Annotated in this window: 9 protein-coding genes; 5 read left to right on the top strand and 4 right to left on the bottom strand. The window is 62.5% G+C overall.

The window, feature by feature from the left end:
• The first annotated feature begins 49 nt into the window (after nucleotides 1–49).
• Nucleotides 50–2,431: a TonB-dependent receptor gene (locus tag FHS54_RS14860; protein WP_243855791.1), complete on the top strand. Its 2,382-nt coding sequence runs from the start codon at nucleotides 50–52 to the stop codon at nucleotides 2,429–2,431.
• A gap of 101 nt (nucleotides 2,432–2,532) precedes the next feature.
• Here the strand turns inward: FHS54_RS14860 and FHS54_RS14855 are convergent, their stop codons facing one another.
• Nucleotides 2,533–3,132 (bottom strand): TetR/AcrR family transcriptional regulator, encoded by a 600-nt coding sequence (locus tag FHS54_RS14855; protein ID WP_167304931.1) that lies wholly within the window; start codon nucleotides 3,130–3,132, stop codon nucleotides 2,533–2,535.
• Nucleotides 3,133–3,386: 254 nt separating this feature from the next.
• Between FHS54_RS14855 and FHS54_RS14850 the strand changes: the two genes are divergently transcribed.
• Nucleotides 3,387–4,859 (top strand): protein adenylyltransferase SelO, encoded by a 1,473-nt coding sequence (locus FHS54_RS14850; protein WP_167304930.1) that lies wholly within the window; start codon nucleotides 3,387–3,389, stop codon nucleotides 4,857–4,859.
• Between the two features lie 72 nt (nucleotides 4,860–4,931).
• Here the strand turns inward: FHS54_RS14850 and rhaI are convergent, their stop codons facing one another.
• Genes rhaI through FHS54_RS14835 form a run of 3 tightly spaced genes read right to left on the bottom strand, consistent with a single transcriptional unit; the run spans nucleotide 4,932 to nucleotide 9,333 of the window.
• Nucleotides 4,932–6,227: an L-rhamnose catabolism isomerase gene (gene rhaI, locus FHS54_RS14845; RefSeq protein ID WP_167304929.1), complete on the bottom strand. Its 1,296-nt coding sequence runs from the start codon at nucleotides 6,225–6,227 to the stop codon at nucleotides 4,932–4,934.
• Nucleotides 6,228–6,234: 7 nt separating this feature from the next.
• Nucleotides 6,235–7,194 (bottom strand): alpha/beta hydrolase, encoded by a 960-nt coding sequence (locus tag FHS54_RS14840; protein WP_243855790.1) that lies wholly within the window; start codon nucleotides 7,192–7,194, stop codon nucleotides 6,235–6,237.
• 27 nt (nucleotides 7,195–7,221) lie between these two features.
• Nucleotides 7,222–9,333, bottom strand: a complete 2,112-nt coding sequence (locus FHS54_RS14835; protein WP_167304928.1) for a bifunctional rhamnulose-1-phosphate aldolase/short-chain dehydrogenase — start codon at nucleotides 9,331–9,333, stop codon at nucleotides 7,222–7,224.
• A 113-nt stretch (nucleotides 9,334–9,446) separates the two neighbouring features.
• On the opposite strand from FHS54_RS14835, the gene FHS54_RS14830 reads away from it, so the two are divergent.
• Genes FHS54_RS14830 through rhaT form a run of 3 tightly spaced genes read left to right on the top strand, consistent with a single transcriptional unit; the run spans nucleotide 9,447 to nucleotide 13,119 of the window.
• Nucleotides 9,447–10,871: an FGGY-family carbohydrate kinase gene (locus FHS54_RS14830; protein ID WP_167304927.1), complete on the top strand. Its 1,425-nt coding sequence runs from the start codon at nucleotides 9,447–9,449 to the stop codon at nucleotides 10,869–10,871.
• Entirely contained in the window at nucleotides 10,868–12,013 is a 1,146-nt protein-coding gene (gene lldD / locus FHS54_RS14825) for an FMN-dependent L-lactate dehydrogenase LldD (RefSeq protein ID WP_167304926.1), read from the top strand. The genes FHS54_RS14830 and lldD overlap by 4 nt, the downstream gene beginning before the upstream one ends.
• 29 nt (nucleotides 12,014–12,042) lie before the next feature.
• Nucleotides 12,043–13,119 (top strand): L-rhamnose/proton symporter RhaT, encoded by a 1,077-nt coding sequence (rhaT, locus tag FHS54_RS14820; protein WP_167304925.1) that lies wholly within the window; start codon nucleotides 12,043–12,045, stop codon nucleotides 13,117–13,119.
• The last annotated feature ends 112 nt before the right edge of the window (nucleotides 13,120–13,231 follow it).

Raw genomic sequence — 13,231 nt, 5'->3', positions numbered from 1 at the left:
AGTAAACCGTCGAGGGCAGTTCGCCGCCCCATCTATTGGGGAGATTTCCATGAGCCGGAACTTTATGACTTTTCTGTCCAGCGGCGTAGCTTTCGCGGCACTGGCATCGATTGCGCCTGCTTACGCTCAAGAAGACGCCGCACAGGCCACCCAGGCCGCAGCGGCGGAACCGGTTTATGAAGAAATCGTCGTGACCGCCACGCGTGACTCGCGCAGCCTTCAGGATGTGCCGATGTCCGTCAACGCGGTCACCAGCGAGCAGATTTCGAAGCTGAACATCCTGGATACCAAGGATATTTCGCGCTTGGCCCCCGGCCTGGAGCTGACCAACACCACCGGTCGCAACAACACGACCACATTGCGCGGCATTGGCTTTGACGCCGATCAGGGCAGCGACCCCAGCGTTCAGATTTATTTCAACGAAGCGCCCGCCGACGCAAACACCGTGTTCACGGCACTTTACGACATTGGCCAGATCGAAGTGCTGCGCGGCCCCCAGGGTCTGTTGCGCGGCCTGTCGTCGCCGGCTGGCTCGATCACCATCACGACGCAGCGTCCCAAATTCGGCGAAGTCGAAGGCTATGCCCAGGGCACGGTGACGGATCGTCATGCCTATAACGTTCAGGGGGGCGTAACCCTGCCCTTCAACGAAAAGGTTTCGCTGCGCGTCGCCGCGATGGTCGATGGCAACCGCAACAATCAGGTGCGCAACGTCACCAACGGTGACTATTCGCGCGGCAACACGCAGAGCGGTCGCGTCACGCTGGGCCTGCGCCCGACCGAAGATTTCACCGCCTATCTGACCTATCAATATCTTCAGTCGGATGTACGTCAGTATACCCAGGTCGTTGGTGCCGCCAACAGCTTTGGCGGCGTGCCGACCGGGCCTGGCGATTTCAGCATCAAGGACCGTGCGGCGGTTGCAGATGGCCTGAACAGGTTCAAGAATGTTTCGCACATCGTCAACTTCAACTTCGACTGGGATCTTGGCTGGGCCACCCTGAACGGCTTGGCTGCCTATCAGGCGACCGACCTTGACCAGCGGCGCGACGGCGATCCGGCCAATAGCATTCCGGGCCTCGCCATTCCTCAGCATACCTTTACGCCCTACCGCTCACCCACGTTCGAACTGCGTCTGGCTTCCAATGATGATGGCATGTTTGGCTGGGGCGTCGGCGCTTTCTATCAGACGCTGACCGGCACCACGCGCGTGACACAGGACACCGCGCTGTTCTTCGCGCCCGCGCCTGCCATTGCGGGTGTTACCTACCTGCCATTCACGACATATTTCACGGCTCCCGCCGACCAGGAAACCTTGTCCTTCAATGCCAATGGCCGGGTGCGGACGGGCGGCTTCACGCTGGAAGGCGGCCTTCGCTACACGATCCTCAATTCGGTTCGCGTGGCCGATCTCGTCACCACGTCGCCCGGCTCGCCAGATCTGGTGCAAGAAGGCATTCCCGCCGAACTGCGTGATCTGAAGAACAGGCCGCTGACCGGCGGCGCGACGCTCAGCTATGAATTCAGCCGGGCCCTGACCGGCTACATCGCCTACGGCCATTCCTTCCGGTCAGGGGGCGTCGGCATCGCTGCGCCCATCGGCATCTCGTCGGATCTGCTGACCACCCAGAACGAAAAGACCGACAATTTCGAAGCCGGCCTGAAGGGTTCGCTCTTCGACCGTCGCGTCAACTTCGCGGTGTCCGCATTCTACCAGAAGTTCGACGGCTTCGTGTCGCGCTTCTCGGGCATCTACTATAACTGCCCGAATTCGGCACCGGGTGTCTGCGCTCCAGGCACGATCGACAACGGCACCGACGTTCCCGCTACCGATGGCACGTTCGACTTCAACTATAATGGCGACGCCACGATCAAGGGTATCGAAGCATCGATCGACGCCCGCCCGACCGACTTCTGGGACCTGTCGGTCAACATGTCCTATGTTAAGGCACGCTACAAAAACAGCGCGCGCCTGCCTTGCAACGACTTCGATGGCGATGGCCGCCCCGACACGACGGGATCGGCTGTCATTTCGGGCACCGGCAATGTCAGCTTCTGCCGTCTGACGCGCATGAGCGACACGCCGAACTTCAGCCTGTCGGCCACGACCGAGCTGCGCGTTCCGGTAGAAGGTTCGGTTGAGCCCTTCCTGCGTGGCCTGATCAGCTATCGTCCGGGTGTCTACTCGCAACAGCGCGACTTCGACTATCGTAGCCGCACCCTGCTCGACCTGTTCGCGGGCGTCCGTGGCAATGACGGCCAGTGGGAACTCACCGGCTTCGTCAAGAATGTGCTGAACCAGCAGCGGATCACCGACTTCCAGAACATTCCGCAGGTCGGAACCTTTGCTGGTCCCGTTCAGGCGGGCTATGCGACGATCTCCAGCACCGTGCCGCGTGAATTCGGCCTGGTCGGTACCTTCCGCTGGTGATCAAAGGGGCGGAGTGATCTGCCCCCCCCGTCACCGAAAAAGATCGGGAGCTCGCCACGACAGTGGTGGGCTCCTTTTCTTTTACGCTTGCCATTGCCAGCTCAGCGGCTTCCGGCGGACCTGCAACGGTCGGAAGATATCTGGCCCAGTCGTTTTTCCAGCCCCGGCAGGATCAACTCGACGACCATCGCGACATGTTGATGGTTCTGCTCCGGCGTCGGGGCGGGCTTGCCCATGACCAGACTGGGCTGAAGCTGCCCCAGCAATGCCGCGACATATATTTCTGCAACGGCTTCAGCTTCAGCCGCCGCCATTCCCAATTCCCGCAACAATGTCACCAAGGGACGGCACAGATATTCCTGGCCCTGTTCCAGCCCCTCACTCGCGAGGGGAAACTGACGCGCCTCCCTCATCATCAACCCGCCAATGGAAATGGCATAGTCGGTCGTCATTTCGCCAAGCATGTTGAGCGAATAAGCGGTGATAGCCGCTTTCAGATCGGCTTTGGGATCGATCACATTGTCGGTAAGTCCGGCGGCCCTGTCCATGATCGCGGCGTGCAGCAGCGCCTCTTTGTCGGCGTGCCATGCATATAATGTCCGCTTGGATACCCCGGCGCGGATCGCAATTGCTTCCATCGTGGCGTGATGAAAGCCCTTTGTGGCGAACTCTTCGCGCGCCGCGTGCAGCACGGCGGCCATCAGCTCCTTGCTCTGTTCTGCCGAAGGACGCCCTACCCTGTGCGGCGGACGACATGCACTCTCCACCGCGGAACTCATTCCGCAGCGCCCTTTGCTGTTAGCATTGTTCCTCTCCCCTTGGGACGCAGCCTATTATGTGTCACGGGGATACGCAAGATTGCTGAACATGTCCCTTTTACATCCCGGTGCGATCACCACATGAGCCTGATGACCCAGATAATTTCCCCCGATATGTCCCGCGCCAGAGCCTTGGCATGACCCTGGCTTTCGACAACAGCTATGCCCGGCTTCCCGATCGCTTCTTTGCCAGGGTCGCGCCTGCGCAGGCATCCCATCCCGCGTTCATCCGCGTTAACAAAGCCTTGGCGGCGGACCTGGATATCGACCCGCAATGGCTGTCCGGCAAAGATGGGCTGCGACTATTATCGGGGCAGTCGATCGCGCCGGGGTCTGACCCCATCGCGACCGCCTATGCAGGCCATCAATTCGGCAATTTCGTGCCCCAGCTAGGCGATGGACGAGCGATCCTGCTGGGCGAAGTGATCGACCGTCGGGGGCAACGGCGGGACATCCAGCTCAAAGGCGCTGGCCGCACGCCCTTTTCCCGTGGAGGCGATGGCCGTGCCGCGCTGGGTCCCGTGCTGCGGGAATATGTGATGAGCGAAGCGATGGCGGCGCTCGGCGTCCCCACCACCCGCGCGCTTGCCGCCGTCACCACAGGCGATCCCGTCTATCGGGAGGAAGCGCTGCCCGGCGCGGTCCTGACACGCGTCGCGTCCAGCCACATTCGGGTCGGCACCTTTCAATTCTTCGCGGCGCGGCGTGACGTAGATGGCCTGCGCATCCTGGCGGACCATGTCATCGCCCGTCACTATCCCGACGCCGCAAGCGCGCCCCGCCCCTATCGCGCGCTGCTCGACCAAGTGATCGCTGGTCAGGCTGATCTCATCGCTCGCTGGATGCTCATAGGCTTCATCCACGGCGTCATGAATACGGACAATATGTCGGTCGCCTGCGAGACCATCGATTATGGTCCCTGCGCCTTCATGGACAGCTATGATTCCGGCACTGTTTTCAGCTCGATCGACCGGGCGGGCCGTTATGCCTATGGCAGCCAGCCCGGCATTGGATTGTGGAACCTGACCCGGCTGGCCGAAACCCTGCTGCCCCTGCTCGATGCCGACGAGGCGAAAGCGATCGCCGATGCGGAAGAAGCGCTGTCGCTCTACGCCCCCCGTTTTCTGGATGCACAGCTTCAGGGTTTTCGTGCCAAGCTTGGCCTGGATGAACGGGCCGATGGTGACGCGGACCTGGTCACCGAATTGCTCGATACCATGGCCGCCAACCAGGTCGACTTCACCCTCTTCTTCCGTCGCCTGGCGGATGCGATTGAGCCGGGCGAAGGCGATGAGCCGTTGCGCGGGCTGTTCGTCGACCCCCTTGCCGCCGACAGCGTGCTGGCGCGCTGGCGCGAACGATTGGGGATGGAGCAGATTCCGGCGGCGCAACGGCGTGACGCCATGCGCGGCGTCAATCCAGCCTTCATCCCCCGCAATCATCGCGTCGAGGAAATGATCCGCGCGGCAGTGGACAAGGGCGATTTCGCCCCGTTCGAACGGCTGCTGCAACTGCTGTCCCGCCCGTTCGACGACCAGCCTGAAAATGAGGGATATGCCGCGCCCCCGCTGGAACATGAGCGGGTGTTGGCGACTTTCTGCGGCACCTGATATTCCGCAAGTCCAGGCGAGAAGGCAGGGTCTCGGTTCCCTCCTCCTGAGGGACCGGGACCCTGTCGCGCCTTAGACGATGCCAGCGCCCAGTCCGACCGGCTTGCGTTCCTGTGCCTTGCGCTCACGCCACTTGCTCTGGCGATAGGTGGACAGCACGTCGATCGCGCCGCCCGATTCCATGCGGGCCATCGCCAATATCGGGGCGACGTCCACATTATAGGCACGGCGCAACGCCTGGAACGCCATCATCGTGTCATTGGATTCCTGCGCCCCGTGCAGCGCCTGACGGTCGACCAGCAACGCCTTGGCAAAGCAGGACGTGATCGCTTCGGCGGACGACAGCATGGATTCGATCGGATCGGTCACATTGTGCGACTGGTCGATCATATAGCTGGGATTGAAGCCGTCGCGGGGATTCAGTTCCGCTTCGACCAGTTCGTTGAAGATCAGGAACAGCTGGTGCGGGTTGATCGAACCTGAATCCAGGTCGTCGTCGCCATATTTGCTGTCGTTGAAGTGGAAACCACCCAGCTTGTCGAAACGATGCAGGCGGGCCACAATCTGTTCGATATTGGTGTTGGGGGCATGATGGCCCAGATCAACCAGGCACTTTGCCTTGGGGCCCAGTTCCTGCGCCGCAAGGATCGACGAACCCCAGTCGGAAATGACGGACGAATAGAAGGCAGGCTCGAACATCTTATGTTCCAACAGCATGCGCCAATCGTCGGGCAGCGCGGCATAAACCTGCGCCGCCGCTTCCAGATAGCGGTCAAGGCTGCGGGCAAGGTCCTGCTGGCCGGGGAAATTGGTGCCGTCACCGACCCATACGGTCAGGTCGGTCGATCCCAGCTGCTTGCCGATTTCGATACATTCGATGTTATGTTCGACTGCCTGAGCGCGGGTTTCGGCGACGGTGGAGGACAGTGATCCGGTAGCGTAGCTGTGCGCCTGATCCTTCTGATCCTGAAACGTATTGGAATTGACCGCGTCGAATCCCAGGCCAAGGCTCGCCGCTTCTTCCCGCAGCGCCGCGTAATCGGACACCTTGTCCCACGGGAAATGCGGCGACACGCGCGGGGTCACGCGCGACAGCTGGTTGATGACGGCGCAATCCTGCAGCTTTTCGTAGATGGTGGTCGGTTCGCCCGCGATCGGGAATTTGGCGAAACGGGTGCCGCCACGGCCCGCCCCCCAGCTGGGCACGGCAACGGAAAAGCCCGCGACGCGGCCCTTGATCGCATCGATGTCGATGCCGCGCCGTTCAAGCTGACGCCCTAGCGCCGCGTAATCTTCCTCCAACGCCGCGGTTTCCCGTGCATTGGCCTGGGCAATCAGATCGTCGGAAAGGGGGAGGTTCGTGGTCATGATCATCTCACTTCTTGGTCTGGCTTCCGAGGAAGCCCTGCATGGCCAGCCATGCATGGAATTCATCCATCAGCAGCGTTGTGGTAGTGCCGGGACGGCCAAGGCCGAACCCGTGATAGCCCTTTTGATAGCCGTGGATTTCCACCTTGCGCTTCGCCTTGTGCCAGGCTTCGACGATGGGAAAGCCCATGGTCTTAAACAGCTGGTCGTCCATGGCGATGGCGTCGAACATGGGCGGCGCATCCGCCGGGACTGCCACGGCGGTCTGGGGACCATAGACATAACCGAAAAAGGCCGGGCGCTGATCCGCCGGAGCCTGAAGGACGGTATTAAGCGCCGTTATCGCGCCTGCGGAAAAGCCGATCATGCCGACGCGCGCAGGGTCGACGCCCCATTTCGCCGCGTCCGCCCTAACCATCCGCAATGCGGTAATCGCATCTTCCGTTGCTTCGGGCTTTTCCAGTTTTGGCACGTCCGGTCCGCCGCGAAAAGCTGCGCCGAGCCTTGCGATGATCGCGCGGTTTGCTTCCTGCTGGTCGGCGGGGGTGGGGATCAGGCGGTATTTCAGGACAAAAGCCGCAATGCCACGATCGGCAAGCTGCCGGGCGACCTTATAGCCTTCATGGTCCATGGACAGCGCCATGAAGCCTCCGCCCGGCGCGACCACCACGGCAGCGCCGTTAGCCTTGCCCGCTTCCGGCAGGAAAGGCGTCAGCGTCGGGACCGTGACGTTGCGCACGGATCGGCCCTCGCCCCGCACCACGGTCCAGTTCTCGGCCTCCGCAGCCTTGGCCTTCTTGCCCCGGACCTGCGGGTACAGCGGAATCGCGCCCGGCTCGGCCATGCTCACTGGCAGAATTTCGGAAACAGCCGCCTTGACCTTGGCGGCTTCCGCAGCAGCGACGCCCGATTGGGCCATCGCCACTGCCGCCAGCATCCATCCGGTCCGCCTGTCCAACATTTTCATGATCGCCATCATCCTCTCCTGTGGTGATTAGCGAGTGAAGGCCTGGGCGTTCCCCGCGTCAACGTTGATCATGTTGCCGGTCGATTTTGCCGACATATCCGACGCCAGGAAATAGACGGCTTCCGCAATATCCGATGGCAGCACGTCGCGCTTCAGCATGGACCGCTGGCGATAATGTTCTTCCAGTTCGCGGCCCGAATCGATGCCATGTGCGCCCGCGCGTTCCTTGCGCCAGTCACCGTCCCAAATCTTAGACCCCTTGATGACGGCGTCGGGGTTGACGACGTTCACGCGGATGCCCGACGGCGCGCCTTCCAGCGCCAGGCAGCGGGCCAGGTGATTGGCCGCAGCCTTGGCCGAAGCATAAGCCGATGCGTTGGTTGCCGCAGCAACGCCATTTTTCGACCCGATGAAGACGATGGACGCACCGCCCTGGTCCTTCATCCGCTTCATCAACGGGAAAGCAGCCCGCGCGGTCAGAAAATAGCCTTCCGCCAGAACGTCATAATTTTTGCGCCACAGGGCGACGGTGGTTTCCTCGATCGGCGCGGACGAAGCGATGCCCGCATTGGCGACCAATATGTCCAGCCCGCCAAACTCACGCGCGCAGGCGTCGAAGGCCGATTGCACCTGCGCTTCGTCGGTGACGTCAACCACGGCTGCGCGGACGACATCCCTGCCGAACTGCTTGGCGAAACCGGCACGGACATTTTCCACAGCATCGGCGTCGCGGTCGGCCAGCATCACGCAGGCACCGTCCGCCATCAGGCGAGCAGCCGTTGCCGCGCCGATGCCGCCAGCGCCGCCGGTGACCAGCGCGATCTTGCCGACCAACGGCTTGGGGCTGGGCATGCGCTGAAGCTTTGCTTCCTCCAGCAGCCAATATTCGATGTCGAACGCTTCCTGCTCGTCCAGCGCGATATAGTCGCCGATCGCTTCGGACCCGCGCATCACGTTGATGGCATTGCCGTAAAATTCACCGGCAAGGCGCGCCGTCGTCTTGTCGGTCGCGAAGGTGAAGCGACCCACGCCCGGCACCAGCACGACGACCGGATTGGAATCGCGCATCGCGGGCGAGTTCGCGCGCTTGCACCGTTCATAATAAGCGCCGTAAAGCTTGCGATAATCCTCGATCTTTTCCGCCAGATAGGCGTCGTCCTGCAGCCGCTCCGGGTCCAGCGTCAGCGGCGCGATCTTGGTGCGCAAAAAGTGATCGGGGCAGGATGTGCCGAGCGCGGCCAGCCGATCGAAATCGACTGACCCGACAAACTCCAGCGCTTCGGCATCATCGGAAAAATGGCCCAGCTTGGCACGCGCGCCCGTCATGAAACCGCGCAAACGGGGCATGAGGTCAGCAGCGATGGCGGCGCGATCCGGGTTTGGCGCGACCTTGCGACCGCCAAAGGCAGGCTTGCCCGCCAGCTTCGCATTGAGGTGGCTCGCCGCGTCAGCGATCAGCCGAACGGTATGTTCATAGCAGCTTTTCGCCGTATCGGCCCAGCAGATGATGCCGTGACCCGCCAGCATCACGCCTTCCAGGCCGGGGTTTGCCTTCACATAATCGCGCAGCTGCACGCCCAGCGTATAGCCCGGACGCTTCCAGCCCAGCCAGCCGATCTTGCCGCCCCAAATCTCCTTGGTCGCCTGTTCCCCGCCTGACGACGCGGCCAGCGCGATGATCGCGTCGGGGTGGACATGGTCGACATGGGCGAAGGGCAGCAGCGAATGCAGCGGCGTGTCGATCGAAGCGGCGCGGCCATTCAGGTTGAAGGTGCAGTGCGGCAGATATCCGACCATCTTGTCGTCGTCCTGCTCACCGCCATAATGATCTTCCAGGCTGAGCAACTTGTCCTGGTAAAGCGTCGCAAAACCGTCCAGCTTCATCGATCCGATGTCACCGCCCGAACCCTTGACCCACAACACCTCGACCTTTTCGCCGGTCAGCGGATCGATTTCCAGAATCTTGGCCGATGTGTTGCCGCCGCCGAAATTGGTGACGGTCAGGTCGGAACCCAGCAGGTTGGACCGATATAGCAGCAGTTCCGCAGGGCTCATCGACGCGGCGGCCGAATCGTCCCAGCGGCTGGTGGGAACGGCAAAGGAAATGGCGGAATCTGCAGCGTTGGTCGGAGCGTTCATGATGTACCTTCAACTGAAATGCGATGTGCAGCGTGCGTTCTAGCTATCATTTTTGCTGGAAATGATCAATCGCGATTGATAATGATCGTTTTCAATAAGCGTGATTTGGAGAGATGCAGTTGGATTCGGGTGCCTTCATCGTCATCGACATGGGCAAGACGCTGAGCAAGGTCAGCCTCTGGTCGCGTGACGGCCATATGCTGGACCGGCAGACTCGCCGCAATAGCGTGTGCACCGTGGATGGAATCCGTCGCCTGGACGCTGACGGCATCGGCGACTGGGTGCTGGACATGCTTGCCCGCCACGCCGATCAGCCGATCGAAGCGATCATTCCGGTCGGCCACGGCGCTGCCGTCGCTGCGCTTGCCGGCCATGGCGATGACTCGCCGGGCACGCTCGCCTTCGCACCCTTTGATTATGAGCAGCCTTTGCCGTCGGCGGTAATGGCTGCCTATCGCAAGCAACGCGACACCTTCGCCATTACCGGATCGCCCGCGCTGCCCGACGGCCTGAATTTCGGCAGCCAGCTTTGGTGGATGGATCAACTCTATCCCGATGCCATGGACAGCGCCACCTTGCTGCCCTGGGCGCAATATTGGGCCTGGTTCCTGACAGGTCGCGCGGTCAGCGAAGTGACCAGCCTTGGCTGCCACAGCGATGTATGGGCACCGGCCAGCGGCGATTTTTCGCCCATGGCGGTGCAGCTGGGCTGGGCGGAACGGTTCGCGCCGGTGGTGGGCGCTGGCGACACGGTCGGCACGATTTCCGCCGAAGTCGCCGCCCGCACCGGCCTGCCGCAGACAGTCAGGGTTCTGGCCGGTCTTCACGATTCCAACGCGGCGCTGCTGGCCGCCCGCGGCTTTTCGGAAATCGCCCGCAACGAAGCCACCGTGCTGTCGACCGGCACCTGGTTCATCGCCATGCGCCTGCCCGCGCAACCAGTGGATACAGGATCGCTGCCCGAATCGCGTGACTGCCTGGTCAATGTCGATGCCTATGGAAAGCCCGTCCCATCGGCCCGCTTTATGGGCGGGCGTGAGATCGAGACGTTGATCGAGATCGACACGCGACGGGTGGACATCAAACCCGATCAGCCCGCCCTGCTGGCCGCCGTCGATCAATTGCTGGCGGACCCGGTCCTGATCCTGCCAACGCTGGCCCCCGGCTTCGGCCCTTTCCCGGACCTCACCTGCCGCTGGGTCAACCGGCCCGAAGACTGGTATGCGCGCCGCGCCGCCGCCTGCCTCTACGCTGCGCTGGTTGCCGACTGTTCGCTGGACCTCATCGGCGCGGAGCAGCGGCTGCTGGTCGAAGGACGGTTCGCCGAAGCCGAAGTGTTCGTGCGCGCGCTTGCGGCGTTGCGGCCGGACACGCAGGTCTATACCGCCAACGCTCATAATGATGTCTCATTCGGCGCGCTGCGCCTCATCGATCCCGCGCTCAAGCCCAACGGGTCGCTACGCCAGGTGGAACCGCTATCCGGCGACCTCCTGGCCTATCGCGCCCGCTGGCGCGCTGAAATGGAGATGACTGCATGATCGCCGCATCGGTCAGTGACTTTCGCGAACTGGCGCGCCGACGGCTGCCGCATTTCCTGTTCGAATATATTGACGGCGGCTCCTATGCCGAAGTGACCCTGCGCCGCAATGTCGCGGATCTGGAGGCTATCGCCCTACGGCAGCGCGTGCTGCGCGACATGTCCAGCCTGGACCTGACGACCAATTTGTTCGGGCAAAAGCTGGCGATGCCGGTGGCGCTCGCGCCCATCGGCCTGGCCGGAATGAACGCCCGGCGCGGTGAGTGCCAAGCGGTGCGCGCGGCGGACAAGGCTGGCATCCCCTTCACCCTGTCGACCGTGTCCGCCTGCGCCCTGTCGGAAGTCGCCGCCGCCGCCTCCCAACCCTTCTGGTTCCAGCTCTACATGATCCGCGACCGCGCATTCATGCGCGACCTTATGGCGCAGGCGGTAGAGGCGAAATGTTCTGCCCTGGTCTTTACCGTGGACATGCCGGTGCCGGGCAGCCGCTATCGCGACTATCATTCCGGCCTTGCGGGCGCGGCAGGGTTCAAGGGCGCGCTGCGACGGACGATCCAGAGCGCGATGAAGCCGGGCTGGGCATGGGACGTCGGCGTTCGCGGTCGCCCCCATGCCTTGGGCAATGTTGCGCCCGTGCTGAAGGGCAAGACCGGAATCGAGGATTTCTTTGCCTGGATGCGGGATAATTTCGACAATTCGATCAACTGGCGGGACCTGGATTTCATCCGGTCGGAATGGAAAGGCCCGTTGATCATCAAGGGCCTGCTGGACCCGGAGGACGCGAAGGAAGCGGCGGCCATCGGCGCTGATGGCATCATCGTATCCAACCATGGCGGACGGCAGCTGGACGGCGTCCTTTCCACCGCCCGCGCCCTGCCACCCATCGCCGATGCAGTGGGTGACCGGCTGACCGTGCTGGCCGACGGCGGGGTCCGTTCGGGTCTCGACGTCGTCCGCATGCTCGCGCTGGGAGCGAAAGGCGTGTTGCTGGGCCGGGCCTGGGCCTTCGCCCTCGCCGCCAAGGGGCAGGTCGGCATCGAACAGATGCTGGCCATGATCGAAGCGGAAATGCGCGTGGCAATGACGCTGACGGGCATGAAATCCATCGACGAAATCAACCGGCTCGCGCTGGCCGAAAGCTGAATTAAAAGACAATAGAAGGACAGGATCTGATGGGCGGAAATCCGGCGCTGGGCGTCATCTTTCACTGGCTGGGCGGTTTCGCCTCGGCCAGCTTTTACGTCCCCTACAAGCGGATAAACCGCTGGTCGTGGGAAATTTTCTGGCTGGCTGGCGGCCTGTTTTCCTGGGCAATCGCGCCCTGGCTCTTTGCCTCGCTTCAGACCCGCGACCTTTTGGGTGTCCTGTCCGCGACGCCGCGCGAAACATTATTCTGGTGCTGGTTCTGGGGTTCGATGTGGGGCTTTGGTGGCCTGACCTTCGGGCTGACGATGCGCTATCTGGGCCTGTCGCTGGGCATGGCAGTGGCGCTGGGCCTGACGACCGTGATCGGAACGCTCGGACCGCCAATCTTTCGCGGCACGATGGGTGAGATTGCATCGACCGTCAGTGGTCAGATCACGCTGGTCGGCATCGTCATCACCTTGTGCGGGATCGTCGTGGTCGCCCGCGCGGGCAAGGCGAAGGAGCGGGACCTGGCCGGAGCGAAGTCGGAAGGCGTTGCTGAGTTCGACCTGAGAAAGGGCATATTGATCGCCATCTTTTCGGGCGTGATGTCGGGTTGCTTTGCCTGGGGCCTGGACGCGGGGCAGCCGATTCGCGACCTGACGCTGGCCGCCGGGACCGACCCGCTGAGCCAGGGCTTGCCGGTCCTGTGCGTCGTGCTGGCCGGGGGTCTCACCACCAACGCCCTGTGGTGCAGCTATCTCATCGCGAAGAACAAAAGCGCTGGGCAGTTCCTGGGTACGCCATCCGATCCCGAACGGGGCGGGCGCGCGCCGTTGCTCACCAACTATCTGCTCGCGGCGCTGGGCGGGACCCTCTGGTACTTCCAGTTCTTCTTCTACACGATGGGCGAAAGCCAGATGGGGCGTTACGGCTTCTCATCCTGGACGCTGCACATGGCGTCGATCATTCTCTTTTCGACCCTGTGGGGCTTTGCGCTGCGGGAATGGAAGGGCGCGAGCAAGAGCACGCGGCGCACAGTCTGGACCGGCATTGGCCTGCTGGTCGGCTCCACGGTCGTGATCGGCGCGGGCAACATGTTGGGGGTGCAGGCGGCACATTGAAGAAATAGGTGCGAAATCCATTGCCTATCCGCTAGCCAGCGATGGATTTCGTCTCGCCGCCTGTGCATAAGCGTCGCCGACGAAGGGGTGCCCCTTCGTCGGCGCACAAGCG

The sequence above is a fragment of the Sphingobium vermicomposti genome (assembly GCF_011762025.1).
Taxonomy (GTDB): domain Bacteria; phylum Pseudomonadota; class Alphaproteobacteria; order Sphingomonadales; family Sphingomonadaceae; genus Sphingobium; species Sphingobium vermicomposti.
Note: the sequence above shows the minus strand (reverse complement) of the source record. Positions and strands in the feature narration are given on the sequence as shown.